This window comes from Vibrio sp. NC2, from assembly GCF_025195005.1.
In the GTDB taxonomy this organism is placed as follows: Bacteria; Pseudomonadota; Gammaproteobacteria; order Enterobacterales; family Vibrionaceae; genus Vibrio; species Vibrio splendidus.
Genome location: NZ_JANVFC010000001.1, coordinates 166,028 through 191,051 on the forward strand (window position 1 = coordinate 166,028; position 25,024 = coordinate 191,051).

The following is a 25,024-nucleotide window of genomic DNA, read 5'->3' on the forward strand; positions in this document are numbered from 1 at the left end:
TAAAAGAGACTATCGAAATGGAAGCGAATACAGTGGATAGAACGTGTGCATGGGCACTTAAGCACGAATTAGAAAGGGAGTACCACGATGCAGAGTGGGGCGTGCCTGTTTATGATGACCAAGTTCTGTTTGAGTTCATTACTTTAGAAGGCGCTCAGGCGGGCCTGAGTTGGATTACGATCCTTAAAAAGCGTGAAGGCTATCGTGCTGCATTTGATAATTACGATCTCAACAAGCTAGCTGAGTTGAATGAAGACAACGTGCCTCATATCATTGAAAACTTCGATGTGGTTAAGCATAAGGGCAAGATCGCCTCTGTATACGGTAATGCTCGAGCAACACTTGAACTCCAGAAAGAGTTTGGCTCTTTATCAAATGCTTTATGGCAATTTGTCGATAACAAAGTGATAGAGAACAACTGGACTGAGATGTCTCAAGTTCCTGCTTCTACTGAGCGGTCTAAGGCAATGAGTAAGTTTTTGAAGAAGAGAGGCTTTAAGTTTGTAGGGGAAACAATCTGTTACGCGTTTATGCAAGCGACAGGTATGGTTAATGATCATTTAGAAGGTTGTCCACACAAATAAAAGTGTTATTTCTCGTCGCGAAATAATTGCGTGAAAATTGGAAAATTTACTGGTCATTTGTAAACTATTTAATATCATATGCGACCGAATTCAAACCTAGAAGACGATAGTGAAACAACAAATCTACCAAATATGTGATGCTCGTTATGATCCCTTGCTTAGGCAGTTTGTGCGTGAAGATGGCCACGTAGAAACTATCGCGCCGTTAGAAGGTAAGGTGTTTCTATTCTTGCTTGAAAATGCTGGTGAGTGCATCGAGCGAGGTCTGATATTTGATAGGTGTTGGGGTAATGTAATTGTTTCAGAGCAAGCGCTGACTAACGTTATCTCAAAGATTCGAAAAACACTGTCTAGGGTAACTTGTGGTTGCGCGACGATTCGTACCGTTAGTAAGACAGGGTATTCTCTTGAAATCGACGAGTTGAGCCGGTCCACAGTAACTGAAGAGGTGCCTTCTCAAGCGAGTAAAGAAGTCTGCGAACTCGGTGTCTCGCTTGCCGATTCTACGTTGAAGCAAAACGTACCTTTGCCCCAAGAAATATCCCAAGACCCGTTAACAATAAATGAAGCATTGATTGATGCAGATTCTGCGAAAGTTGTTTCTTCCGAGCTACCTAGTGAGTCACACCTAGATCAGAGTGCAGTTAAGCAAGAACAGGCAAATGTTGTGTCTAATAGACACCTCGCTAAAGCCGGTTATTTACTCGCTTTGGTTTGTGTCGCAGTAACGGCGTTCAATCTTTTCCAAACCTACTATACGCCCCTGCCTTATTTTATTGATAAAGCGGAATATCGTGACAGTTACACCGACAATACCAACCACTACTTCTTCCATATTGCTCATAATGACTCCTATTCGTTGCCTGCGGTCACTCAAAAGATTACAGCGGTGATACCGAGCCACTGTAACGTTGATGTCTTTGTCCGTATTTACCCATCAGTTGACCAACCCGAAGATGACGCGTTATACATGTTGATTCAAAGGAAAGATGGTGAGGCTCTGAATTATAGTGCTTCGGTTTTCAATGTAGAATCGTCTTTTGATTCCTTTGCTCAGTATATGAAGAAGAGGAGTTACTTTTGCGACTAATTGGTTTACTCATTTTAGTGGTAATTGCTGCTGCAAGTTTTTTGCCAGAACAGAACGTATTAGCGGGCACTCGATGGCATTGCAAAACGATTAAAACTGATTTTTTATCTCAGGCATTCCAACCATATCAATCGCTTTATGAGCGTATAAGCCTTACTTTTCAATCTGACCATACCTTTAGCATGAGAGAGTTTGTGACGATTACAGAGCAAGACGGTAAGGAGAGTACTATGGAAAATCTGTATTTCGGACACTATGAGCTTGATGGGAATAATTTGTCGATGAGCATTATAGATGTGAGAACGGCGACCCCTTTCCATGATCCAATTATTAACAATGAATATAGTGAGTATAAAGGGGTAACGATTGATTACGCTATTGCAGTCAAGGATCAGTCTTTGTATTTGTTCAATGAACACCGCTCTGAAATTTTCAATTGGGCGTGCTTTGACGTTCAGTAGCTTTTTAAAGCGATGTGTCTAATGCGCTAATCTAAAAAAGGCAGGAATATCCTGCCTTTTTGGTCTGAGTCTACTAACGCTTTAAATTAAACGAACGCGTTGTAACGCTCCAATCCTGCTTCTAGGTCTGCAATCAGGTCATCGACATCTTCTAAGCCGATATGAACACGTACCAAGGTTCCTGTGAAGTTAGGGTTCGCTACTGTTCTTAGGCTATCGAAGCTGTTCGGTTCGTTCGCTAGAATTAAGCTTTCAAAGCCACCCCATGAGTAACCCATACTAAAGTGCGTCATACCATCAAGCAGCGCTGTGGTCGCTTTTGTATTTGAGTTCTTCAGCACGAAAGAGAACAAACCATTACCGCCAGTGAAATCTCGTTTGAAGAATTCATGGCCTGGGCAAGACTCAAGGGCAGGGTGACGAACATGATCAACCTCAGGTCGAGTCTCCAACCATTTTGCGACTTTCAAGCTGCTCTCTGCATGTTGGCGTAGTCGAACGTCAAGAGTACGAATACCACGAAGGGCAAGGTAAGCGTCATCTGGTGATACACATTGCCCCATCAAATAGCTCTGTTCTCTTAGTTGATCCCAACACTTCTCGTTGGCAACAGCCGTACCCAACATCACATCAGAGTGACCAACAATGTATTTGGTCGCAGCTTGAATCGAGATATCAACGCCAAAATCAAACGGTGAGAAGTTCACACCAGCAGCCCATGTGTTATCGAGCATCACGATGATGTCGTGTTCATGAGCAATACGCGCTAGCGTTGGAATGTCTTGCACTTCCATGGTGACTGAGCCCGGAGATTCGGTAAACAGCACCTTAGTGTTTGGCTTAATAAGGTCTTGGATGCCTTCACCGATCGTTGGCTCGTAGTAGGTCGTCTCTACACCCATCTTCTTCATGATAGTGTCACAGAAATCACGCGTCGGTTCGTAGCAGGTGTCGACCATCAGAATATGATCGCCTGTTTCTACAAAAGAAAGAATGGCATTTGAAATGGCTGCAGTACCACAAGGGTAAAGTGCACAGCCTGCGCCGCCCTCGACTTCAACCATGGCATCTTGGAAAGCGAAGTGAGTGTTGGTTCCACGGCGTCCGTAAAAAAGCGTTTTATTAGCGCGATTAATCGTAGCTTTACGCTTTTCTTCTACTGAGTTGAACACGACAGTAGAAGCGCGCTGTACTGGTGGGTTAACGACACCATTGGTCCACTTCTTATCACGACCTGCAGTGATCAGTTTAGTGGTTTTGTTCTCGGACATGCTGTGAATTCCTTATCAATCGGTTATGTCCTATTTAAAACATGCCAATAGCATTCAAAGCAAGAGCAGAGGGGGAGTTTTTATGCTTTTCTTTCGCTTTTTAACCTTTCACGTCGTTTATTGTGAAAGGTCAAAAATCTGATAATCAGAGAGATATGAGTCGCAGTGGGTCCATTGATTGGATTACAGCAGGGGATTGAACAAATAGAACAATCGTTCGAAGAAGCGGTTACGTAAATTTCTCTGCTCCCATTGCTCCAATTCCACTGGATGAGATGATTCAATATAGGATTGCTGCAAATCAAACAGTTGCTTGGTGAAGTGTACGTCATCAACGGCTAGCGTCACTTCGAAGTTTAGCCAAAGGCTGCGCATGTCAATATTGACCGTTCCGATTAAGCAAAACTCTTCATCAATCACTACCGATTTGGTGTGAAGAAGGCCACCGTAAAATTCGTAAATCTTAACGCCAGCTTCAAGTAACTCTGTATAGAAAGCACGAGAAGCCCATTTAACCATCAATGAATCGTTGTTGTGTGGAATGATCAGTTCGACGTTTACGCCCCTTTGCGCTGTCATTTTCAGCGTTTCTAACAAGTCGGCACTCGGTACAAAATAAGGGGTAGTGATGCGCACAGAACGATTGGCTTGATTAATGGCAATAGTCAGAACTTGTAGGATCAAATATTCCGGCATACCAGGACCAGACGGAACGACCTGAACCGGATGGTGCGTCATTATTTCTTCAATCGGGCATTCAGGTAAATCAGGAAGAATGCGTTCGCCTGTTTCTACTTCCCAATCCCAACCATGAATAGCCGAAAGTACGTTAACGGTTGGCCCCGTGACTCGGACCATTACGTCGATCCATTGACCAACGCCTGAACTCTGCTTGAAATGCGCCGGATCCACCATATTCATTGAACCGGTATAGGCGATGGATTCATCAATCACGATGATCTTACGGTGCTGTCTTAAATCAAGGCGACGTAAGAAAATACGCCATGGGCTTACTTCTAATGCTTGCACAACTTGCACACCAGCGTCTTTCATCATTGAACGCCAATGGCTTTTGAAAAAGCGTGGACTACCTGCTGAATCGAGTAAAACCTTAACATCTACGCCACGCTTGGCCGCTCGAATCAGTGCAGAGGCTACGGAGTCGGTTAGGCCACCAGGATGCCAAATGTAGAAAACCATTTTGATACTGGTTTGTGCGTTTTCTATATCTTCGATAATTGCGTGCAGGATCTCATTGGGTGAAGCTTGCAGTGAAAGTGTGTTTCCACTAAGTGCAGGAATACCCATTCGATTATTACAAAGCTCATCAATCTTGTGGATTGGGGAGCCAACTTTACCTGGAAGGTGAACCTGACAATCATTTAATTGGCGGAACCAATCACCGAACGGAGTAAACATGCGATGTGCGCGCTCAGCCCGCTTTCTACCTAGGTTTAGCTCGCCGAAAAGGAAGTAACAGGCCACGCCAACAATCGGGATAATGTAGATAACCATCAACCACGCGAGAGAAACGCTGACAGAGCGTCGTTTTAGTACGACACGAAAGGTCACACCGGCGACGAGAACCCAGTACAAAGCAACGGAAGCTAAAGTTAAAAAATGGTAGAGCTTTTCCACATTGAATACTCGAAAAAAGAGACACTTAGATAGTAATGCTATTTTGAGGATATGGGAATTTAAGGAATCAACTATTTACAAAATAGAGCAAAAGCTGTAAACAGGTTATAGTTGTTAAGTTTTGGTTAACTTAAGAAGAAAACGATTGTTTTGTATAAAAAGACGGCATTTAACCATAAAAATTTACATTGGTAACGAAATATGTACGGTTCGGACTTCCAATTTTATTCTTAAACTGGTTTACTTGCCATACAACGAGCGTCAATCAAATCTTTTAAGTGTGTAAATTTTTTTATACACCTTATCTTTTAAAGACGCCACCCAAAGCAAAACACAACATCACACAACACAAAAGTTTGGAGTACACGTGGCTACTAGTAATACAACCACAACACCCCGCGATACCTGGGGTTCGAAGTTAGGATTCGTAATGGCTGCAGCAGGTTCTGCTGTTGGTCTAGGTAACATCTGGAAATTCCCTTACACAGCAGGCGAAAGTGGCGGCGGTGCATTCGTTGCAATTTACCTGTTTTTTGTAATCTTCATCGGTTTCAGTGTCATGCTGACTGAATTTGCGATTGGCCGTCATACGCAAAAATCAGCAGTAGGTGCATTTAAATCAACTGACCGTCGTTGGACGTTCGCTGGTGTTATCGGCGTAGTCAGTGGTCTACTAATCATGGGTTTCTACCCTGTAGTAGGTGGCTGGTCTATCGCATACATCGGTAAGATTGCTGGTGGTCTACTAGACGCACCTGAAGCAATTGGTGACAGCTTCGGTGGCTTTATCTCAAACCCAGTTCAACCACTTATGTGGATGGGCCTATACCTACTACTTAACGTTGTCATCGTTATGAAAGGTATTTCTGGCGGTATTGAGAAAGCGGGTAAGATTCTGATGCCACTTCTTTTCATCATCCTTATCGTGGTATCAATCAAAGGCCTAATGCTTCCGGGCGCGATGGCTGGTCTTGAATTCCTATTCAGCCCTGATTTCTCTAAAGTAGACAGCGGTGTAATTCTAGCTGCACTAGGTCAAGCATTCTTCTCATTATCTCTTGGTATGGGTTGTATGTTGACTTACGGTTCTTACCTTAAGAAGAAAGAGAACCTAGTTCAAACTACAGCTATGGTTACGGCGATGGATACAGGCGTTGCTATCCTAGCTGGTGTTGCAATGTTCCCTGCAATGTTCGCATTTGGTATGGAACCTGCGGCGGGCCCTGGTCTAGTATTCGTTGTTGTTCCTCAGCTATTCGCTGAAATGGGCGGCGTAGTTGGTCTTCTATTTGCTCTAATGTTCTTCGTTGGTCTAAGTGTTGCGGCACTGACTTCTTCAGTATCTCTACTTGAAGTTGTGGTTTCTTACCTAATCGATGAGAAAGGCATGAAGCGTGTGACTGCAGTACTGTCTGCAAGTGTAGTAATGGCGATTCTATGTATCTTCGCTTCTCTATCACTTGGCGGCTTCGGTCCAACACTGTTTGGTACTGGTGCATTCGATATCTTCGACTTACTAACGGATAAAATCTTCCTAGCAGTTGGCGGTATGTTGGTATGTATCTTCGCTGGTTGGAGACTAAACCGTGCTGACCTAGAGAAAGAAATCACTAACGACGGTGAAGTATCTTTCCCACTATTCGGTCTATGGTACACACTTGTTAAGTACATCATCCCAGTAGCTATCGCTATCGTAGCGTTCATGGGTATCTCTTCTGGCTTCGACAGCGGTAAAGGTGCAATCATGCTACTAGGTATTGGTATCATTGCTGGCTCTGCGCTTATCTCTAAGAAGTTATAGTTCTGAGAAGCTATAGCTCTAAGAAACCATAGCTCTTAGAAGCTACAATCCGCGAGTTAAAGTAAGTTAAGAAACGGGAGCCATTGGCTCCCGTTTTTTTATGCTACTAACTTAATTATCAAAGAAAAATAAATACTTAAAGTTATTGGTCTGGTAGCCGATATAATGAAAAGTAATAGCTGATTGAGCTGTATTTTATTTAAGTAGGTGTTGTGTGAAATTGTCAGTTAGGAAGAAGTTGTACGCCGGATTTGGCTCTATATTGGCGGTGCTTGTCACGTTAGTCGGTATTGTATGGATAGAAGTCATTGGAGCTCACAAGAGCGCTGATGAAATTAGGATGGATGATGTACCGGGAACGGTGACCTACCTTGTATTGATAGATGAAGCCGGGGATGTTTATCGCGATGCACTTGGTGCGATTACTCAGGCCGACAATGCGCTTAATGATTATCGAACCAACAAGAATGAATTTGCTCAGGCTATTAAAGAAGCAAAACGTTTAGAGAGTCGAGGTTCAGAAGACCATCGCCGTATTGAGCGAATTGAAGACCTGATGGGGCGCTTTACTCAAGAGTTTGAATCTAAGCTTGTACCTATGATCAACGATGAGTCTGCGCTGTTATCGAATATCCAGCAGCTTCGCTCCTTATATGAGAGCAATCTAATCCCGGTTGAAAACTTACTGGACCAAGCGTCTGCAAGTGAGCGTGCCGATACAGAACAATCGCTGCTTGTATTAACCGATTCGTTTACCACCATCGAACGCACCATCATGGTGTTGTCTGCCATTGCGATTGTGTTTGGTTGTGTGATTGCGTTTGTATTATCTAGCTCTATTACCAACCGCCTGACTCGTGTTGAACAAGTAGCACGACGTGTAGCAAATGGTGACCTAACGGCAGGCGACATTATTGATGATTCTGGTGACGAATTGGCTGAACTGGCTACGTCGATTAACCAAATGCAGAAATCTTTGGTCGACCTATTGGGTTCAATCTCTTCTGTGACGAACCAAGTTCAATCGGTGACAGGCGAGCTATCATCAATCAGTCAAGACATCGTTTCTGGTGCCTCTGCGCAAGCTGATAAAGCTAACCTGATTGCGACTGCCGCAGAAGAGCTAAGCTTGACCATTTCTGAAGTCGCTCAGCAAGGTACTTCTACTTATGAAGAGGCGCGTCGCTCAGAAACGTCAGCAGAAGATGGCCGTAACGTGATTGTTGAAATGGTGGCAAGTATCCAACAAGTGTCGACTCAAATGAGCGACATGTCGGTACAAATGAATACGCTAGGTTCACATGGCGAACAGATTGGCAGCGTTATTAAGGTAATCGAAGACATCGCTGGGCAAACCAATCTACTGGCGCTGAATGCCGCGATTGAAGCGGCACGTGCTGGCGAGTTTGGACGTGGATTTGCAGTGGTTGCTGATGAAGTACGAGCACTGGCAGAGAGAACGACCAAAGCGACTCAAGAAGTGTCTGGTATCATTCAGTCGATTCAATCTGGTACGCAAGAAGCGGTGACTTACACTCAAGATAACTGTCGTCTAGTTGAGATTGGTGTTGAGCAAAGCTCTGGCGCAGTTTCGGCGCTAGAAGCGATTGTAAGTGGTGCTGGCAATGTACAAAGCATGGTCAACTCTATCGCTACCGCGGCAGAAGAACAGACAGCGGTGACCAAAGAAATTGCAGCGGATATTACGGCGATCAGTGATATTTCTGAGCAGTCTTTGCAATTAGCGACTCGCAGCTCTGAAAATACCTCAGGCTTGAACGCTAAAGTTGCTGAGCTAGAAGCATTAGTCGGTAAGTTCAAACTCGCGTAGGGCGGGTGGCTTTGTTCTATTTTCCGAATGCTAATCGAGTAAAGACCAAGCACTAATTGCTACTTGCTGAAAAGAAGCCCAATGATTCAATATTTATTGAGTGAGTTGGGCTTTTTCGTAGCTGGAATCTGGGTTCAGACACGGTATACTCCACGTTCTACAATGGAGCTAGCCTTTAAATGTTCGACATTCTTCTGAACCACTCTGATTTTTTACTCATAAACAAACATCCTGGCGTCAGCGTCCATAAAGACGATGGCGATACCATGTTGTTGCAAGAAGTTGCTAAAGCAATCAACGAGCCGAAGCTATACCTAGTCCATCGTCTCGATAAAATGACGTCAGGTATTCTACTGCTGGCAAAAAATGCTTCGGCAGCAAGTGAGCTTTCACAGCTGTTCGCAAAGCGTGAAGTCGAGAAGTACTACCTTGCGATTGGTTCGAAGAAGCCTAAGAAAAAGCAGGGGCTGATTTCAGGAGATATGGAGCGTTCACGACGCTCGAGCTGGAAGTTACTGACAAGCAAAGAAAACCCAGCGATTACCCAGTTTTTATCTGCAACGGCTGAACCCGGTGAGCGTTTATTTTTATGTAAACCCTATACGGGACGAACTCACCAGATCCGTGTCGCGATGAAGTCGATCGGCTCAGCCATTGTTGGTGACCCTATTTATAATCCATCGAGTGAGGCCGACAGAGGTTATCTGCATGCCTTCGCGATTCGATTTACCTATCAATCACAAGCCTACGAACATGTCTGCGATCCAAGAAGCCTAAATTCCTTGGGCGAGAAGTGGCATCAAGAGATCGTGTCTAATGGTTTAGACAACTGGCTTGAACCTTGGTCATTAACTTGGCCAAAGCTAAACACTAAGTGAGTGAAATAATGGAAGCATCAGCTTTACCTCTGTTTTTTAGTCATATTGAACAGCAACTTAATGAAGTGCCGAATGAACTACGCCGTATTTTTCACGGTCGTGGTAAGTTTTGGCCAGGCCTAGATCAACTGACATGTGATTGGGTTGATGGGCAGTTATTGGTTAACGTATTCAAAGAGGTGGATGACGAATTCTTATCATCTCTCAAAGCCGGATTGGTTGATCTGACTAATAAAGACATCTGGCAAGCAAAGCAGGGCACCAGTATTGTTCTGCAACATCGTTATGCCGATGGTGCGCCGTCAGAAGTTTTATGGGGCGAACTTAATGACTCACCCGTTGTAGTTGAGCACGGCCTTAAGTACCAGTTAGACATTGGCCGTAATCAGAACTTTGGTTTGTTCCTCGACATGCGTAATGGTCGCCAGTGGGTACAAGACAATGCTAAGGATAAGAATGTCCTTAACCTGTTCGCATACACTTGTGGTTTCTCAGTAGCGGCTATCGCTGGTGGCGCTCGCCAATGCATGAACGTAGATATGTCGCGCGGCTCGTTAAATAAAGGCCGTGATAACCACCGCTTGAATGATCACGACATGCGCTCGGTTAACTTCCTTGGTTACGATATCTTTAAGTCGTGGGGGAAAATCAAAAAGGGTGGCCCTTACGAGTTGGTTATCATCGACCCGCCTTCGTTCCAAAAAGGCAGCTTTGCTTTAACTAAAGATTACAAAAAGATCTTACGTCGCTTGCCTGATCTTCTAACAGAAGGCGGAGAAGTGATTGCTTGTGTTAACTCACCAGCAGTATCGCCAAACTTCCTAATTGAGACGATGGTAGAAGAAGCGCCAAGCGTTGAATTCATTGAGCGTCTGGACAACCCACCTGAGTTTGTCGATGTCGACCTTGATTCAAGCTTGAAGGTGTTGAGATTTAAAATTAGCGCTTCTGCAGATGCCTAATTAGGTTTAAGTGTTAGCTAGAATATAAAAACGCCGCTCATATTGAGCGGCGTTTTTGTCTATGAGGGATGCGGAAATTCACACTAGTTGGTTTGATTCTTGAGTGTCTGAAACCCAAAGTAAATACGCATAAACGTAGTCAGCCAACACGCAGCGCCAAAGGTATAAGCGATAACTGCAAAGTGTTGAGGCCAAATACAGAAAGCAATGAAACAAGCGATGGTTTCTGTGCCTTCGGTTAGTCCAGACATGTAATAGAGAGACTTATGTTTATAGACTGGGTTTTCAATGCCTCGCTTACCAGCCATAACCGCAAACGCTAAAAAGCTGCTGCCTGTGCCGATAAAAGAGAAAATCAAAAATGTACCGGCAATGGCGTTATGTTCTGGATTGGCGATAACAAAGCCAAAAGGGATTAACGAGTAGAAAAGAAAATCGAGGCTGATGTCGAGGAAACCGCCCGCATCACTAATGCCTTGGACTCGAGCCAAGGCTCCATCAAGCCCGTCGCAAACCCTGTTAAATACAATAAACCCTAACGCCCATTCGTATTGTTGAAATGCCAATGCTGGAAACGCTAAACATCCAACCAGAAACCCAAACAGGGTGGTTTGGTTGGCTGTGATGCCCAATTGGTTCAGTAACTTAGCCGACTGATTTAATGGCCACTTAATGACCTTAATAGAGTACTTATCCAGCATGGTTACTTCTCCATGGCCAAGACAGAACTTTTGCCCCTTGAGGCACATCGGTTTGGTCGTGCGTCACCATTAATGTCGGAATATTCGCTTTAGTGAGTTGCTCAAATACCCAGTCGCGAAACTGGGCTCTGAGTTCTTGGTCGAGCTTACTAAACGGCTCATCAAGCAACGCCAATTTCGGTTTCGCCAATAGCATACGAGTTAAGCTAATTCTCGCTCGCTGGCCGCCAGATATTTGGTCGGGAAATGACTCAGCCAAGCGGGTCAGTTCAATGTCTTTTAACGCTTCCATTGCTTGTTGTTGGCGATCTGAACCCTTAACCGAGTTTGGTAACGAAAAGGCCAAGTTCTCCCATACTTTTAGGTGTGGAAACAACAAGTCATCTTGAAACAGAATACCAACTTCACGCTGATGTGATGGGAGGTCGTCTAGTTGAATATCGTTCAAAATAACGGTGCCAGAGTATGAGAACTCGTCATTCAGGTGACCCGCGATGGCATCTAACAAAGTCGATTTCCCGCAGCCGCTTGGCCCCATCAACGCCAATATTTGGCCTGATTCTAATGTTACGTTTAGCGCTGAAAACAGCGATTCGCCACCGTTTTTATGGATGGCGAGGTCGTTGAGGTGCAGACTCATTAGTAAGAAAACCTTTAAAAGTAAGACGGCGATATCTAAGTTGAAGTCGGCTGACTAATATCGCTAAAGAGAAAAAGAACAGAGGCAACAAGGCCTGCCAAATGGCATAAATTGCGGTTACCCTGCGGTCGAAACCACTGGTTAGGGCAACGGCTTCTGTGGTGATGGTGCTAATACGACCAGCACCGAGCATCAATGTCGGTAAGTACTGAGCTAAGCTCACACTGATCCCAACCGCCCAAGCGAAGGCGATGGCGGGCAGTAATATAGGCAGCTTGATCGAATACCAGCTTTGAAATGGCGATTTACCCAAGCTCAGTGAAGCTTTTATCAGCCCATCGTTGAAGCTTTTCCATGGGCCGTCCAAAGACAAGTACACAAATGGAAAGGCGAAGAAAACATGCGCCCAAATAACCCAAAGCTCATAGGCACTACTGCCAATGTATAGAGTGGTGATTTGCATGCCGAACAACACCGACAGTTGAGGTATCAACATTGGAATAGCGATAATAAAGCCTGGGACTTGCCACTTGTATTTGATTCTGTATTCGTGAGCAACCAACGCAAGCAACAAAGCGATTGAAGCAGCAATCAGACCAATCCATAAACTTTGACCAACGGTGCTCATGATGCCATCCCACTCGAATTCCCAGAAGCGCATGCTGTAGCGGCTAGGCAGTAAATCAGGGAAGCGCCAGCGCTGAGCAAAACTCCAGATAATCATCAAAGGAATGATCATCAGTGACAAAGCTGCAAGAGCTGTGAATACGGTTTTCCCCGGTAAGTTAGCCCCTGTTCTTCCTGAATACTGCCACGTCCGAAAATATTTAAGAATTGCCCATTCAACTAATCGCGCCAAGGCGATGATCAACGAAGCCAAGCCAAACAAAACGATCGCACCAGCAGCAGCTCGAGGAAGTAGGTTTAGGTCAGGATCGTTGAACCATTGCCATACCAAAACGGCAAAGGTCGGCGGGTTGGTTGGGCCAATGATCAGAGCAATATCGACAACTGAGACACTGTAAGCGAGTACCGCCAGCATAGGGAAGCGAAGCTTAGTAAACCATTGCGGGAAAATACATTTCCACCAGATCTGAGCACGGCTATAACCCAGAGATGCACTCACCTTGGTGATACGTTCTACATCAATTTGCTGAAGTATCGAAATGCTCATCAGCAACAAGAAGGGGACTTCTTTAAGTGCAAGCATAATGATTAAGCCGAACGCGTATGGGTCTTTCACCAATAACGCCAATTCAGAGCTCGTAGCCGATTCGCCGAGCAAGTGATGTACGGCTCTTGCGCCAAGCCCCGTTGGGCTAAACAGAAATGCAAAGCCGATAGCGAAAGCCACATGTGGAATGGCAAGCATTGGTGATAGCGTTAACTCAATCTTTCTCCAAAACTTGTTTCCCCAAGAGGCTTGAAGAATACAAAAGGTCAGGAAGCAGGCGATATAGCTGCTTGCAATTGCTGAACCTAGGCTTAAGCCAATAGAGTGCCAAGCCCCTTCCCATTGAAAGACTTGGCTAAAACCGTTGAGTGTTGGCTCGTCTAAACCTAAGGGCGGGATGAAACTCAGTGACGAAGCCACGACTCCCGCTACCCCAGGAATGGTTGGGATGATACATACCGCTATAACAACAAAATATAGAGCGCGTAGCATGGAGGTTAGTTACCGTATCGCTTAAGCCACTCTTTCTCGAGCGCATTTTGCCAACTAGGATGCGGTTCATCAATCGATTTAAATTGCTGAGTATTTTTAGCGCTGCCGGTTAAGTACTTACTGCTCAATACAGAAGGGTCACCCCAAACATTGAGATCACCTTTGCGAGATTGTGCTTCTGGGCTCAACAAGAAGTTGATGGTCACTTGAGCACCCGCGGTTGCATTGGCATTCCAAGGAATCGCAAGGAAGTGAATGTTAGATAGTGCGCCGCTTTCTAGAGCATAAGCCTTAGTGGTTTCGGCTAGGCGACCACTTGCTTGTGCTGAATAAACAGAGTTTGGATTGAACGTAATCGCGAGATCGATCTGTCCGTCATCCAGAAGTTGGATGCTTTCCGATGTGCCTGCTGGGAATTGTTTACCACCGCGCCATGCTACTTTATGGAATTTATCTAAGTAAGCCCACAGTGGTTCCGTAACGTCTTGGAAGGTATCTTCTGAAACGGGTTTAGCAAGCGCAGGACTGTTGTTTGTTAGCTCAATCAGTAGAGACTTAATGAAGCTCGTACCGTGAAACTCTGGTGGGCGCGGGTAGCTTAAGCGATTCGGGAAAGCCTGAGCGTAGCTCAACATCTCTGAAAACGATAGTGGCGGATTGTGCAGTGTTTCTTGGTCGTGGATGAACACAAGTTGCCCAACGCCCCAAGGTGCCTCCAAGCCTTCTGTTGGCTCAGAGAAATCGACATCGATCGGCAAAGACTTATCCACGTACTGCCAGTTTGGAAGTGTTTGAGTGAATGGTCCAAACAACAAGGCATTTTCTTTCATTGAACGGAAATTCTCGCCGTTAATCCAGACGATATCGACACTGCCTTCAGTGTTCTTTCCTGCCGCCTTTTCTGCGAGTAAGCGAGTGGTAGTTTCTGCAATATCGGTTACTTTCACATGTTTTAAGGTAACACCGTACTCACTTTGTAATTTCTTGCCCGCCCACTGTAGGTAACGATTGATTTCTTGGCTACCGCCCCAAGCGTGAAAGTAGACAGTTTGTCCCTCTGCCTGCTGTTCGATTTGGTTCCAGTTATTGGTTGATGTTGCTTCATCAGCATAAATGGTTGCGCTGTATGCAACGGTTGCCATGATTCCTAACGTACTTACTATCTTGTTCATAAACTTTTCCATTTGGTAGTGAACGGGTAAGAGCATTGTATTTTCAAACTCCCTAGGGCGTGTTGACCTTTCGTGGTTAAATTTTGTTCGAGATAAAAGCGTTATAATCGCGGCGAGGGGGAAGTAGCCTAGTCACTCTAAGCAAATCTCCCTCAACAAAGAGTAAAACGCTTTTAGCCGAACCCTTCGGGCAGCGTTTGCTGGTCATTTCTACTGCGTTATCGGCTTCTCATGTAGGCTAGCTACACATCGACGCCTCTGCCTTGTATAAATACCCAGCAACTCGCTGCAAAAATCAGCTCGAAAGATCAACACGCCCTATTATTCTATCTGTTTCTGAAATAAATTCTAATTCAACAGTAAATTCAATCAATTACTTGAGAACAAGCAGGAAGGGCGTGTTGATTTTTTTGGTTAAACTTTGTTCGATATGCGATCGTCTCGAAAGCTCGACAGACTCTAGGCTCTTACCATCCTAGCAATAGACCGATAAACTAGTGAATTTATTGCATCTAAATGAGAGATATTTGAGGTTTATTGGAGGTTGGTACGAAAAGTAGGCGATGAGTGTTAATTTTGAAGGTGTTGTGAGGGTAAGCAGGCAATAAAAAAGGAGCCATGAAGGCTCCTTTAATCAATATCTATTTCGAGAACGGATTAGTTTACCCAATCACGAATTGTGTACGTTAGCGTGTGTACATCGTTTTTCAGTACTAGCGTATCGTTTGTTAGGGTTACGTCGCTCCACTCGCTTAGAGTAGCAGAAACCGACTGTTCGATTTCCATCGCAGAGCCGTGACACATTTTCATTGTCATGCCCATTTGCTTGATACGGAATTGACCGTCTTTCAGCTCGCCTTGACCGAAGAAGTTGTTACAACCAGCCATGCCGTTTGCAGTCATCTTTTCGCCGATCTCTAGACGAGGAGCTGCTTGGTCTTCGCTTTTCACAATGTCCTTGCCATCAATTTGCGCAAGTTCCCAATTATGGTGCTGTAGATCGGTTGGTGTTACTTGCATCGCGTTGTCACCTGTTGTCGTGCATGCTGCTAGCATCATAGGTAAAGCGGCTACTGCTAGTAATTTTTTTGAACTAAACTTCATATTATAAGGCTCCAAAGGAAAGAACGAAGTTACCGAATAAGTGTAACTTGATGGGTTCAAAGTATAGTTTACAAAACACTATATGTGTCAGTATACGGTCATAGTTTAGTATGAATTTCACGAGCTGGGCGACAAATTAATCGCTTATTTTTTAATTAGTAAGCTCGATTTTGATGTGTAAGGAGGCATGGTGGAGCAGTTAGAGTTTTTCCAGGTTCCAAGCCCTTGCGTTGGGGTTTGCTCAAGCGATGATAAAGGCTATTGCAATGGTTGTATGCGCAAAAGAGAAGAGCGCTTTAATTGGATGTCGATGACTCCGTCAGAACAATTGCACGTGATTAAGCTTTGTCGTCAGCGCTATCGAAGGAAGATAATGAAGCAAAAAAACTTGGTTGGTAAGTCGGTTGACGAAGAGGGAAATACAAGTCCCCAAAGAGATCTTTTCGGTTAAAGAGGAAGTATCAAGATTTTATTTAACTCCGAAGTAACTATTACTTTACATAATGGTTGGGGTGTAATATTAAGGTAGGTACCTTTGTACCAGAAGGAGTGATGTCGGTATGAATAAAAAGAACGTAAAATTCAAAAAAGAACCAGTTAAAGCACTGGATCGAAAAAACATTGGGGCGAAAAATGACCCTGAAGAGAGCCCGCGTGATTGGCATTCGATGTCAGAAGAAGAACGAATGGAAATCCTTTCTCACCTTTCAGACATGCCTTTTCAATAACATCACTGGTTCTTCAGAGTCTTTCTTAACCCGCTGTTTTCTTAAATAAACAGCTTTCTGAAATAAACATATTGCTAAACAAACATGTGATTCGCTTTCGTTACACCACGATGGTATGTACAAAATGTATCATCGGCCTCGGTGGTTTTACTATGAATCTTTATGTTGGTTATCACTTCTACAGCCCCTGCATCGTAACAAGCTTGCTCTGCCTTTTTAACGATATCGAGTAATTGATTGAGTTCACCTTTCATTGTGGTTTCCATCGCACCAACTTGGAAAGGGACATCGGCTGCTTTCACAACTTCAATGGCTTTATCAACTACTTCGAAGTTGTTGCCTTCTTTGACGCGAGGGATCACTTGGAAGGCAACCATCACTTCTTTTTCTCTTTTTAACTCAGACACTTTCTGCTTACTCAATGGTAGGGATTTGTTGCAGATGATAGGTTAATGCGGAGATAAATTCTACAGTGGTTACGCTGCTTTATTTAAGACACGAGTGACTGGAGATATCGGACTACTTGCTACCCCAGTGGTCGCTAACCCAACCACCAATATGCTCATCAAAATGACTACCACTGAACCTCTGGTTGCGTTCCACCGAGGTATCACAGTCGTCTTTGTTGTCGATTAGGTTTTGTATGTAGTTTGCCATTGGGTCATTGGAACTCTGACGATCTCGGCGAGTAGCCACTTCCTTAATCAGTTGTAATCGATATGTAGAGCTTGCACGTTTCATTTCAATGACCTCCCGGTTTTTAGACACTAATAGAAAAATCTAGTTGCCAGATATAGGGGCGTCAACGTGATCAGAAAGTATTTTTTTTGAGCAACCAAGAATCAATACCTTGGCATCATAATTCACAAAAGTGTCATTTAAATTGGCATTTTGTCTGAGTCGTTAGGTTGTGACTTTACATCTGATTGCATATAAAAAGCCCAGTACAAACTGGGCTAATCGATTTTCTATGGTTATTTTGAAGAGCTGGTTATTTTGAATAACTGGCTATTTCGAAGAACTTGGCTTGCTCTTAAATTGCTTAGCACTTTTCTTCTTTGCGGTTCTTCGGTTAGCCATTTTGTCTTTAGGTGGACGTTTGCGAGCTGTGGCTTCAGATGCAGGTTTGTCTGTAACAGGGAAACCTTCTAATGCTTGTAGCACAAGAGGCTTATTGGTCAGAGTACGAATCGCATTCAGGTAATCAGTTTCGCTGTGACTAACCAGAGATATAGCGCAACCAGTGCTTCCTGCTCTTGCTGTGCGACCAACCCGGTGTACGTAAGTTGCGGAGTGTGTCGGCAAATCAAAATTAATCACGACAGGCAGCTGATCAATATGGATGCCGCGAGCCATCACGTCTGTCGCGATAAGCACTCGAGTCTCGCCATTTTTGAAACTTTCTAATGCTTGCTCTCGTTCTTCTTGGCTCTTATTTCCATGTAACGCACTCACACTGATTTTGGCTTTATTCAGTCGCTTGGTTAATGCGTCGGCATTGTCTTTCGCACCAATAAATACCAATACTTGCGGCCATGTGTGTTGATTGAGTAGGGCAATGAGCGCCTGAGCTTTACTGCCTTTGTTCACTAAGTACAGAGTTTCTTCAATAGTCGCGACCACGCTGTTTTCTTGGTGTGTCGTGACTTTAATTGGGTTTGAAAGAAGCAGCTCAGCCTGACTAACCAACTCTGGCGGAAGTGTCGCAGAGAACAACAGTGACTGACGTTTGCTCGGTAGTGCTGCAGTAATCGCTTGAATATCGGGCCAAAAACCCATGTCGATCAGGCGGTCGGCTTCATCAAGAACCAATGATACGCACTGAGTTACATCCAGTTCGCTACTTTTGATTAAAGCAAGTAGACGGCCCGGAGTAGCGATTGCTAATTGCGGTTGGGTTAGTAATTGTTGCTGCTGATCATCAGTATTCACGCCACCGGTTAAGGTTACGAATTTGATATCGAGCGCTGTCGCGACCGGCTCTAAAGATTCAGTCACTTGAGACGCGAGTTCACGTGTCGGGACGATGATAAGCGCTTGCAGTCCATTCACATCATGGTTGATGTCGTTCAGCAAGGGCAAGCCGAACGCCAATGTTTTTCCGCTACCCGTTTGAGCCAACGCAAGTACGTCTTTACCCGCAGTAATTGATGGAATTACCGCTTGTTGTATCTCAGTCGGTTTGTCGAATTGAGAAGGGATCGCTGTGACGGTTTTTGCGTTAAGGGTGAGGTTATCAAATGACATAAATGAACCAAGTATCAAAATGGAGGTGGAGTCTAACAGGGCTATAAATGTTTGAGAATGAGTTTTGCTGCGTTACAGGGTAAACCGGTGAATTATACACGTTAAATTTAAGCGTTATCCATACAACTGAACTAAGGCAAGCGAGCTAAGCCAAGCTAATTAAACATTGGGCATATTGTAATGGTATTGAATGGACGTACAATACCCGCCCTAAAACGATCAAGTATGATTAGGAAGCTTTAAGGAAATGAGAGCGAAATGAGTTGGGAAAGTATCTGGCTGTTTATTGTTATCGTGTTTTTTATTGCCATCATTCCAGGTCCAAATGCTTTGTTGGTATTGAGCACGGCTTTAACTCAAAGAAAGTTGTTTGCGTTTATTAACGTGTTGGGTGTGTCATGCGGGTTCTTGTTTCATGCGTTTGTTTCTGCGAATGGCATGAGCTTACTGTTATCTCAGACTCCAAAGGCCTTTGAGGGACTGAAGTGGGCGGGTGTCTTGTACTTAGTCTGGCTTGGTTATAATCACTTTCGAGCGGCACTGCGAGCTCAAGAGGGTGTGCTTGCTATAGTGAGCGCATCGGGCAGTAAGCTTTACAATCAGTTTTTCAAAGGACTCCTCACTAATCTACTGAACCCTAAAATCGTTCTGTTCTACCTTTCGATATTCCCTCAGTTTGTTTCTAAGGATCACATTGTATCCGACAGTTTAATGCTGGGCGCGATACAGGCGACAGTGGTTGCTACCTGGTTTTTGGTTGTCATTTTGATGGCTGATACGTTTAAGAGATTATTGACGAAAAAGCGCACGTCTCAATGTATGAACATTATGTGCGGGTTGTTGTTTGTTGGCTTCAGTATTCAGTTGGCGCTGTTTCAGCTTTAGGGTTTATAGCTAACAATCGAACCCCTAGCATATACGACTCATATCTCACTTTTTACTGAATGCTCAGCAATCTTTGTTTCTGTGCATAAATCTCTAAAGCATTAGCTCGTAAAGTCGATATAATGGTCAGCTATCAATTCGGTGAATGTGTTCGTTCGAAATCCAATTGAAGCTAAAGGCTATTGCTTTACCGAATAAACAGAGACAGGGAGTCACCGATGAGTGAAGAGTTATTCACCCAGAAACGCAAATATTACCGCTTGAAGTACCCAAAAAAGGCACGTCCAGTGATGCGAATTAAGGATGAGCTTTTTCATGTGAGTGAAGTGTCTGAAAAGGGTGTGCGCTTGATGATGCGTAACATCATTCCTGTTTATCGAGGCTTCTCAATGGCGGGCAGTTTAAGACTGCACGATAACAACACCATTGATATTAGTGGTGCAGTGCTGCGACAAGAAGGCGATGAAGTGATCGTTCAGTTGTTAGAAGGACCAAGCTTCAAAGATATGGTGTCAGAACAAAGACACATTAGGCAAAGATACCCAGTATTTTTTGCTAGCCTCAGAGTGGCATAAAAAGCTTTTAAAGTTAGATGCCTTAAAGCCCAAGTCACTCATTCAGATCCGATATTAAAAAGCCCAGCACTTTCACAAGTGCTGGGCTTTGCTATATATGTAAGCAAACTAACTATACGGACAAACTAAGGCGCTTAGCCTGTCTATGGTTCGTTTTATAGCTCGTCTACTGTTGCCCAAACCGCGGCTAGCATGTCGTGACCAAATGCAACACTGCGCTCTGGAGACCAGCCGTAAAGTTCGTCAGCGTGGCTGATGTGATCTTTAAACGGCATCTCGACAGTGTAAGCCAGACATTTGAACTGCTCACCGATCCAATTTGTGCCGACGGTCATATTGGCTTTGCCCGGTTCGTCTTTATCGTAACCAAATTCATCTTGGAATTCTGGCGTGATAGTCAGAAGCGCTTGCTTGAAGTGATTCTCCAATTTTGCAATGCGCTCGTTGTATGAAGGTGTGCCTTCGCTACCTGCAACAAAGTTATATGGAATCGCTTCGTCGCCATGAATGTCTAGGCACAGATCAACGCCAGTTTCTAGCATGCGTTCGCGCACAAGGAAAACTTCAGGGCTGCGTTCTAGAGAAGGTGATTGCCATTCGCGGTTAAGGTTAACGCCAATCGCGTTAGTGCGCAGGTGACCACGGATGCTGCCATCTGGGTTCATGTTCGGTACAACGCGGAACACAACGCTGTCTAGAAGAGAGCGACCGACTGTGTCTGTCTCATCAAGCAGGCGTTGCAGCAGACCTTCGATTAGCCATTCAGCCATAGTCTCGCCTGGGTGTTGGCGACCAATAACCCAGATGTTTTTCTTCTCTTCACTTGGCTCACCAATGGTTAGCAAGGTGATGTCGTTGTTGTCTAGCGTGTGACCTAGAGTTTCAAGCTTACAAGCCGGGTGCGTTTGAGCACTGTGCAGAAGATCTTGGTGACGATCGTATGAGTACGGCGCAAAGTAGGCGAAGTACATTGAATCGTGTTCAGGGATGATATCAAAACTTAATGTATCGCCATCGAACTGAGATGGAATACGGAACCACTCTTCACGGTCATAAGATGCTACAACATCATAATCTTTCCACCCATCAGGGTAAGCAGATGTTGCCAATTGGCCGATTTCAAAGTGGTGAGCTTGTTGAGCTTCACTTTCTAAACGGAAATGAAACCACTGAGAGATTTCAGTCTGGTTGTCTGCTGGGATAGTCAATTGAATGTTTTGTGGTGAATCTGCTGAAACGACGTGAATGTTGCCGCTTTCGAAATTGCTGAAAATTTTCATTGTAGTTTTTATCTCGTAGTTGAGTTGCCGTAAGACTAGCACACTTTTTTTCGAGCAAACCACTAACTAAATCGTAATGAGATGTTATTTCAATTCTCTATTTTTTGTTATCTACGTTTAAGCTTTCTGATTTTGAACTAGCGGCGTTGGCAAGTCGTACAGCCACGACAGGCTGAGCGTGTGTAGCGATCCAGTTTACTGCGTTGAACCTTACAGTACGCGTTTTTCAGTGCTCTTCTTCCAGAAAACCAATCATCCGGTTTTGACAGGATCAGGTAACCATTGAAGCGCTTCACAAGCTCTATTCTATTTTGGTCGATAAACTTGCTATCAAAGCCAATCTCAAAGTAATCAAGCGCTTGTTCTATGGCGGTGAAACTCGCTATTTTTTGCTGGAATTCTGTTTGGTTCATGGGGATTAGTCTTTGAACTGGTGGCAGCTATTGTACCGAGTCTACGACTTGTTTTATTGACTTTAGTTATGACTTATCTGGATTTTAGTCGTGGGCTTTCTCAACTTAAAATGATCTTTTTAACTCTTTGAAGCTTATAGATAAAACATCAATGAACTGTGCAGGAAAGAATCATGAATCGAATCAACCCAAAGAAGTTACTTCGTAGTAAATGGACTGCTGTTAGCCCAATAAAGAAAGAAAAGCACTTTATGGTCACTGAGGTCGAGTTTGAAGAAGGGGAGGTGATTCGTTGCTTGATAGAAGCAGTGATGACCAAACGAGAGGAAGCCATTAATTGGCGAGATCTAACCGACAAAGAGCATTGGCTTCCAGGTTGGCAGTAAGAACGTGAAGTAACGAAGAGTATCTCACCCCGGCCCGTTCTAACTGCTCGCTACCGTTTGCAATTGCCAGTATTTGAGTCCTTCTAAGACACCTTCAGCGTGTGTTGCTCTGCTAGTGTACACATTGTCTCGATAAGACAAGTGAGCGACCTCCGGATAATGGTTAGCCACCAATATTGAGTTTACGCCCTTTATTGTCAGCATAGAGGTGTCGTTGGCAGAGTCACCGGCAACGCACACTTCTTCAACGCTCAACTCATGTTGTTTAAGTAGATGATGAATCGCTGTGGCCTTATTGACACCTTTAGGCGTGATATCTAGGTACCAATCGTGAGAGTAGGTGAGGTGTACATCTAATCCGTGCAATTCTAAGCTCGATTCGATCAGTTCATGCTGAGGCTCTGAGAGCTTTCCTTCAAAAGTGATTTTGTAATCACCCTGATGGCTCTCTATGCGTTCGCCCATGAAATCGAGTGGCGCCAGTGCTGACTCTACCTTTGATTTGCTCCAAGAAGCTTCTAATTGGTTGTGCCAAATATGATCAGGCTTTTGGGAGTGATCGTGATGAATTCTGGTGCCCACATCGCTGATAATACTGTGTGGTTTCGGGTAGTTATCTGATGCCAAGCCCACCCGAATTGAGGGCAGTGTTCTACCCGTCGCGATGATAAAGCGGATATCAGGTTGCTCCGCTAAGTAGTCAAATAACTGATTAACCCCATGAGATGAACCCCCATCAAGCGTACCGTCAAAGTCACACACCAGCATTTTTATCATTCGAGCGCCTTGTCCTTTTCTTTAATAATCGCGGAAAGCATGTCGATTTCTTCTATAAATAATGGCTCAGCAATGAGGACTCTACAAGTTGTCGTTCGGCTTAGAGAATCGACATTCATTAGTTTGCAGCAAGTATCACACTTGGGGTTATGTTTTGGATATAGAAGATAATTCTATCAATTTGACCAGTGCCAAACTTGGTTTATTCCATCGGCTAATTCTATTTTTATATAGTGACCTTCTGGCCCTCTATTGGTTTAAATGAGCGGTTGTGAATACCTCTGCGTTCTTGCCGAAGCTATACCGATCTTCTTGTTACATCGATAGAGAAAAAGGGGAGGTTTTGCTCTCCGTAAAGCGCAAATGTCCAGTTTTTAGATATCGTTAAAACTGCAATAAGTAGTTTGTATTCGAATTATTTGTGCACGAAGTATTTGCATTGAATCCTAGTCTGTTTCACCCATTAATTGTTTTAATGTGAAATAAATATTCAATAATCTATCAGTAAGTAATAGATAATCTCGAACGCATTTATATTGCTTTAATGTACTTTATTATCAGTGATTTGGTGTTTTTTGTCTGGATGTTGAAACTTGATTTTGGTTGGCGAAATGATTGTTTTTGATAAGGGTTACCGAACGCAACCCCTTGATTTACAGCTCTACATTGCTTAGAGTGCTAATCGTTTTTCGAGCTTAAATAACCATTTTTAAGTTAAAATAGCTAAGAAAGGATTAGATTATATGGATCCCATACTGGAAGTTAAGGGACTGTACAAGGTGTTTGGTGAAGATACCGACCGTGCTTTTTCGATGATTAATGAAGGCGCGGATAAAGACAAAATTTTCGAAGAAACAGGGTTAACGATCGGTGTTAACGATGTTTCTCTTAGTATTCAAGAAGGCGAGATTTTCGTGATTATGGGATTGTCAGGATCTGGCAAATCAACCCTAGTACGCCTTCTTAACCGCCTAATCGAACCTACCAAAGGTAATGTGCTTCTTCGAGGCAAAGACATTGCCCACATCTCAGAAGATGAACTGCGCGAAGTCCGCCGCAACAACATCTCCATGGTTTTCCAAAATTTCGCACTGATGCCGCATATGACCGTTATCGAAAATGCTGCATTTGGCCTTGAGCTGGCAGGTGTTGAAGTAGATAAACGAAAACAGTCAGCATTTGAAGCATTAGAACGTGTAGGCCTTGACGCATACTCAGAATCGTACCCAGATGAATTGTCTGGCGGTATGAAACAACGTGTTGGTCTAGCGCGAGCCTTGGCATGTGACCCAGATATCCTGTTAATGGACGAAGCGTTCTCGGCACTCGATCCTTTGATTCGTACTGAAATGCAAGATGAACTGATTCGTCTTCAAAATGACGATAAACGAACGATTGTATTCATCTCCCATGATTTGGATGAAGCGATGAGAATCGGTGACCGTATTGCTATTATGCAAAACGGTGAAGTGGTTCAAGTGGGCACACCAGACGAAATTCTTAACAACCCAGCGAACGACTATGTCGAAGCCTTTTTCCGTGGTGTGAATGTCGCAAGCGTACTTACTGTGAAAGACATTGCACGTAAGAAACCGGCTGCGGTATTTAAAAAGTCAGAACACGACGGTCCAGCTTCCGCTCTGCAAATCCTAATGGATAACGACCGTGAATACGGCATCGTTGTTGAGAAGAGCAGCCTTTACTCCGGCATTGTTTCTATTGACTCTCTTCGCAAAGCTCACAAAGAGAACAAATCATTAGTGAGCGCGCAGCTCGATGATGGATTAACGCTGAACCCTGATTTACCAATCAATGACGTGCTTGGCCTTGTTGGTGGTGTGCCTTACTCAGTTCCTGTTGTGGATGAGCAAGGTAATTACTTTGGCGTGGTAACTAAGTCACGTTTGCTACAAACATTGGATAAGGGGTAGATC

At 44.1% G+C, this 25,024-nt stretch carries 26 protein-coding genes; 13 read left to right on the forward strand and 13 right to left on the reverse strand.

Annotated elements, in window-relative coordinates:
- Window positions 1–17: 17 nt before the first annotated feature.
- The 3 genes from NX845_RS00755 to NX845_RS00765 all read left to right on the forward strand — a co-directional run bounded on the left by NX845_RS00755 (window position 18) and on the right by NX845_RS00765 (window position 2,135).
- Window positions 18–584, forward strand: coding sequence for a DNA-3-methyladenine glycosylase I (locus NX845_RS00755; RefSeq protein ID WP_102488209.1), 567 nt, complete (start codon window positions 18–20; stop codon window positions 582–584).
- Window positions 585–693: 109 nt separating this feature from the next.
- On the forward strand, window positions 694–1,674 hold the full coding sequence (locus NX845_RS00760; protein WP_215515332.1) for a winged helix-turn-helix domain-containing protein: 981 nt from the start codon (window positions 694–696) through the stop codon (window positions 1,672–1,674).
- Window positions 1,665–2,135, forward strand: coding sequence for a hypothetical protein (locus NX845_RS00765; protein ID WP_017079009.1), 471 nt, complete (start codon window positions 1,665–1,667; stop codon window positions 2,133–2,135). The genes NX845_RS00760 and NX845_RS00765 overlap by 10 nt, the downstream gene beginning before the upstream one ends.
- A gap of 86 nt (window positions 2,136–2,221) precedes the next feature.
- On the opposite strand, the gene NX845_RS00770 is transcribed toward NX845_RS00765, so the two are convergent.
- Together NX845_RS00770 and cls are read right to left on the reverse strand one after the other, a co-directional pair.
- Window positions 2,222–3,406: a cystathionine beta-lyase gene (locus NX845_RS00770; RefSeq protein ID WP_215515333.1), complete on the reverse strand. Its 1,185-nt coding sequence runs from the start codon at window positions 3,404–3,406 to the stop codon at window positions 2,222–2,224.
- Between the two features lie 183 nt (window positions 3,407–3,589).
- Window positions 3,590–5,044: a cardiolipin synthase gene (gene cls / locus NX845_RS00775; protein ID WP_004734615.1), complete on the reverse strand. Its 1,455-nt coding sequence runs from the start codon at window positions 5,042–5,044 to the stop codon at window positions 3,590–3,592.
- Between the two features lie 367 nt (window positions 5,045–5,411).
- Here cls and NX845_RS00780 point away from each other — a divergent pair, with 367 nt between their 5' ends.
- The 4 genes from NX845_RS00780 (at window position 5,412) to NX845_RS00795 (ending at window position 10,516) form a co-directional block, all read left to right on the forward strand.
- A complete protein-coding gene (locus tag NX845_RS00780) occupies window positions 5,412–6,845 on the forward strand; it encodes a sodium-dependent transporter (RefSeq protein ID WP_012604350.1) in 1,434 nt (477 codons plus the stop codon).
- 214 nt (window positions 6,846–7,059) lie between these two features.
- Window positions 7,060–8,676 (forward strand): methyl-accepting chemotaxis protein, encoded by a 1,617-nt coding sequence (locus NX845_RS00785; protein ID WP_017094404.1) that lies wholly within the window; start codon window positions 7,060–7,062, stop codon window positions 8,674–8,676.
- 179 nt (window positions 8,677–8,855) lie between these two features.
- Window positions 8,856–9,554 (forward strand): TIGR01621 family pseudouridine synthase, encoded by a 699-nt coding sequence (locus NX845_RS00790; protein ID WP_065681218.1) that lies wholly within the window; start codon window positions 8,856–8,858, stop codon window positions 9,552–9,554.
- 8 nt (window positions 9,555–9,562) lie between these two features.
- Window positions 9,563–10,516 (forward strand): class I SAM-dependent methyltransferase, encoded by a 954-nt coding sequence (locus tag NX845_RS00795; protein WP_029224502.1) that lies wholly within the window; start codon window positions 9,563–9,565, stop codon window positions 10,514–10,516.
- Window positions 10,517–10,599: 83 nt separating this feature from the next.
- Here NX845_RS00795 and NX845_RS00800 read toward each other — a convergent pair whose 3' ends face one another.
- The 5 genes from NX845_RS00800 to NX845_RS00820 form a co-directional block, all read right to left on the reverse strand.
- The gene (locus NX845_RS00800) at window positions 10,600–11,217 is read right to left on the reverse strand and encodes a CDP-alcohol phosphatidyltransferase family protein (protein WP_215515334.1); all 618 of its coding nucleotides are present in this window, start codon (window positions 11,215–11,217) and stop codon (window positions 10,600–10,602) included.
- Window positions 11,207–11,857, reverse strand: a complete 651-nt coding sequence (locus NX845_RS00805; RefSeq protein ID WP_054541029.1) for an ATP-binding cassette domain-containing protein — start codon at window positions 11,855–11,857, stop codon at window positions 11,207–11,209. The genes NX845_RS00800 and NX845_RS00805 overlap by 11 nt, the downstream gene beginning before the upstream one ends.
- Entirely contained in the window at window positions 11,823–13,523 is a 1,701-nt protein-coding gene (locus NX845_RS00810) for an ABC transporter permease (RefSeq protein ID WP_065681221.1), read from the reverse strand. Before NX845_RS00810 ends, NX845_RS00805 begins: the two co-directional genes overlap by 35 nt.
- A gap of 5 nt (window positions 13,524–13,528) precedes the next feature.
- Window positions 13,529–14,695, reverse strand: coding sequence for an ABC transporter substrate-binding protein (locus NX845_RS00815; RefSeq protein ID WP_065681222.1), 1,167 nt, complete (start codon window positions 14,693–14,695; stop codon window positions 13,529–13,531).
- Window positions 14,696–15,352: 657 nt separating this feature from the next.
- Complete coding sequence (locus tag NX845_RS00820) at window positions 15,353–15,799, reverse strand: META domain-containing protein (protein WP_004734625.1); 447 nt, start codon at window positions 15,797–15,799, stop codon at window positions 15,353–15,355.
- Window positions 15,800–15,986: 187 nt separating this feature from the next.
- On the opposite strand from NX845_RS00820, the gene NX845_RS00825 reads away from it, so the two are divergent.
- The gene (locus NX845_RS00825) at window positions 15,987–16,250 is read left to right on the forward strand and encodes a DUF1289 domain-containing protein (RefSeq protein WP_017079017.1); all 264 of its coding nucleotides are present in this window, start codon (window positions 15,987–15,989) and stop codon (window positions 16,248–16,250) included.
- 109 nt (window positions 16,251–16,359) lie between these two features.
- Window positions 16,360–16,527: a hypothetical protein gene (locus tag NX845_RS00830; RefSeq protein WP_198594775.1), complete on the forward strand. Its 168-nt coding sequence runs from the start codon at window positions 16,360–16,362 to the stop codon at window positions 16,525–16,527.
- Window positions 16,528–16,601: 74 nt separating this feature from the next.
- On the opposite strand, the gene NX845_RS00835 is transcribed toward NX845_RS00830, so the two are convergent.
- The 3 genes from NX845_RS00835 to NX845_RS00845 form a co-directional block, all read right to left on the reverse strand.
- The gene (locus NX845_RS00835; protein WP_017065764.1) at window positions 16,602–16,904 is read right to left on the reverse strand and encodes a thiamine-binding protein; all 303 of its coding nucleotides are present in this window, start codon (window positions 16,902–16,904) and stop codon (window positions 16,602–16,604) included.
- A 142-nt stretch (window positions 16,905–17,046) separates the two neighbouring features.
- Entirely contained in the window at window positions 17,047–17,268 is a 222-nt protein-coding gene (locus NX845_RS00840; protein WP_004734659.1) for a hypothetical protein, read from the reverse strand.
- Window positions 17,269–17,535: 267 nt separating this feature from the next.
- Window positions 17,536–18,774: a DEAD/DEAH box helicase gene (locus tag NX845_RS00845; protein ID WP_102575542.1), complete on the reverse strand. Its 1,239-nt coding sequence runs from the start codon at window positions 18,772–18,774 to the stop codon at window positions 17,536–17,538.
- Window positions 18,775–19,032: 258 nt separating this feature from the next.
- On the opposite strand from NX845_RS00845, the gene NX845_RS00850 reads away from it, so the two are divergent.
- Both NX845_RS00850 and NX845_RS00855 read left to right on the forward strand, forming a co-directional pair.
- Window positions 19,033–19,659, forward strand: coding sequence for a LysE family translocator (locus NX845_RS00850; RefSeq protein WP_102567471.1), 627 nt, complete (start codon window positions 19,033–19,035; stop codon window positions 19,657–19,659).
- A 218-nt stretch (window positions 19,660–19,877) separates the two neighbouring features.
- Window positions 19,878–20,234, forward strand: a complete 357-nt coding sequence (locus tag NX845_RS00855; protein ID WP_004734656.1) for a hypothetical protein — start codon at window positions 19,878–19,880, stop codon at window positions 20,232–20,234.
- 155 nt (window positions 20,235–20,389) lie between these two features.
- Here the strand turns inward: NX845_RS00855 and NX845_RS00860 are convergent, their stop codons facing one another.
- Both NX845_RS00860 and NX845_RS00865 read right to left on the reverse strand, forming a co-directional pair.
- A complete protein-coding gene (locus NX845_RS00860) occupies window positions 20,390–21,514 on the reverse strand; it encodes a M14-type cytosolic carboxypeptidase (protein WP_004734655.1) in 1,125 nt (374 codons plus the stop codon).
- A gap of 137 nt (window positions 21,515–21,651) precedes the next feature.
- Window positions 21,652–21,927, reverse strand: a complete 276-nt coding sequence (locus NX845_RS00865; RefSeq protein WP_004734654.1) for a nitrogenase-stabilizing/protective protein NifW — start codon at window positions 21,925–21,927, stop codon at window positions 21,652–21,654.
- 173 nt (window positions 21,928–22,100) lie between these two features.
- Between NX845_RS00865 and NX845_RS00870 the strand changes: the two genes are divergently transcribed.
- On the forward strand, window positions 22,101–22,313 hold the full coding sequence (locus NX845_RS00870) for a TIGR02450 family Trp-rich protein (RefSeq protein WP_004734653.1): 213 nt from the start codon (window positions 22,101–22,103) through the stop codon (window positions 22,311–22,313).
- A gap of 39 nt (window positions 22,314–22,352) precedes the next feature.
- Here the strand turns inward: NX845_RS00870 and NX845_RS00875 are convergent, their stop codons facing one another.
- Window positions 22,353–23,090, reverse strand: coding sequence for an HAD-IIB family hydrolase (locus tag NX845_RS00875; protein ID WP_102575543.1), 738 nt, complete (start codon window positions 23,088–23,090; stop codon window positions 22,353–22,355).
- A gap of 743 nt (window positions 23,091–23,833) precedes the next feature.
- Here NX845_RS00875 and proV point away from each other — a divergent pair.
- Window positions 23,834–25,021 carry a glycine betaine/L-proline ABC transporter ATP-binding protein ProV gene (proV, locus tag NX845_RS00880; protein WP_215515335.1) on the forward strand — a complete coding sequence of 396 codons (1,188 nt, stop codon included), beginning with the start codon at window positions 23,834–23,836 and terminating at the stop codon, window positions 25,019–25,021.
- Window positions 25,022–25,024: the final 3 nt, after the last annotated feature.

Excerpts from the sequence above, each read along its gene's own strand:
- NX845_RS00795 (WP_029224502.1), top strand. The coding sequence starts at position 9,563 with ATGGAAGCATCAGCTTTACCTCTGTTTTTTAGTCATATTGAACAGCAA.
- NX845_RS00815 (WP_065681222.1), bottom strand. The coding sequence starts at position 14,695 with ATGAACAAGATAGTAAGTACGTTAGGAATCATGGCAACCGTTGCATAC.
- NX845_RS00830 (WP_198594775.1), top strand. The coding sequence starts at position 16,360 with ATGAATAAAAAGAACGTAAAATTCAAAAAAGAACCAGTTAAAGCACTG.
- NX845_RS00875 (WP_102575543.1), bottom strand. The coding sequence starts at position 23,090 with ATGATAAAAATGCTGGTGTGTGACTTTGACGGTACGCTTGATGGGGGT.
- NX845_RS00790 (WP_065681218.1), top strand. The coding sequence starts at position 8,856 with ATGTTCGACATTCTTCTGAACCACTCTGATTTTTTACTCATAAACAAA.
- NX845_RS00855 (WP_004734656.1), top strand. The coding sequence starts at position 19,878 with ATGAGTGAAGAGTTATTCACCCAGAAACGCAAATATTACCGCTTGAAG.
- NX845_RS00810 (WP_065681221.1), bottom strand. The coding sequence starts at position 13,523 with ATGCTACGCGCTCTATATTTTGTTGTTATAGCGGTATGTATCATCCCA.
- NX845_RS00755 (WP_102488209.1), top strand. The coding sequence starts at position 18 with ATGGAAGCGAATACAGTGGATAGAACGTGTGCATGGGCACTTAAGCAC.
- NX845_RS00845 (WP_102575542.1), bottom strand. The coding sequence starts at position 18,774 with ATGTCATTTGATAACCTCACCCTTAACGCAAAAACCGTCACAGCGATC.
- NX845_RS00840 (WP_004734659.1), bottom strand. The coding sequence starts at position 17,268 with ATGAAACGTGCAAGCTCTACATATCGATTACAACTGATTAAGGAAGTG.
- NX845_RS00850 (WP_102567471.1), top strand. The coding sequence starts at position 19,033 with ATGAGTTGGGAAAGTATCTGGCTGTTTATTGTTATCGTGTTTTTTATT.
- NX845_RS00865 (WP_004734654.1), bottom strand. The coding sequence starts at position 21,927 with ATGAACCAAACAGAATTCCAGCAAAAAATAGCGAGTTTCACCGCCATA.
- proV (WP_215515335.1), top strand. The coding sequence starts at position 23,834 with ATGGATCCCATACTGGAAGTTAAGGGACTGTACAAGGTGTTTGGTGAA.
- NX845_RS00820 (WP_004734625.1), bottom strand. The coding sequence starts at position 15,799 with ATGAAGTTTAGTTCAAAAAAATTACTAGCAGTAGCCGCTTTACCTATG.
- NX845_RS00800 (WP_215515334.1), bottom strand. The coding sequence starts at position 11,217 with ATGCTGGATAAGTACTCTATTAAGGTCATTAAGTGGCCATTAAATCAG.
- NX845_RS00860 (WP_004734655.1), bottom strand. The coding sequence starts at position 21,514 with ATGAAAATTTTCAGCAATTTCGAAAGCGGCAACATTCACGTCGTTTCA.
- NX845_RS00870 (WP_004734653.1), top strand. The coding sequence starts at position 22,101 with ATGAATCGAATCAACCCAAAGAAGTTACTTCGTAGTAAATGGACTGCT.
- NX845_RS00825 (WP_017079017.1), top strand. The coding sequence starts at position 15,987 with ATGGTGGAGCAGTTAGAGTTTTTCCAGGTTCCAAGCCCTTGCGTTGGG.
- NX845_RS00835 (WP_017065764.1), bottom strand. The coding sequence starts at position 16,904 with ATGGTTGCCTTCCAAGTGATCCCTCGCGTCAAAGAAGGCAACAACTTC.
- NX845_RS00805 (WP_054541029.1), bottom strand. The coding sequence starts at position 11,857 with ATGAGTCTGCACCTCAACGACCTCGCCATCCATAAAAACGGTGGCGAA.
- NX845_RS00770 (WP_215515333.1), bottom strand. The coding sequence starts at position 3,406 with ATGTCCGAGAACAAAACCACTAAACTGATCACTGCAGGTCGTGATAAG.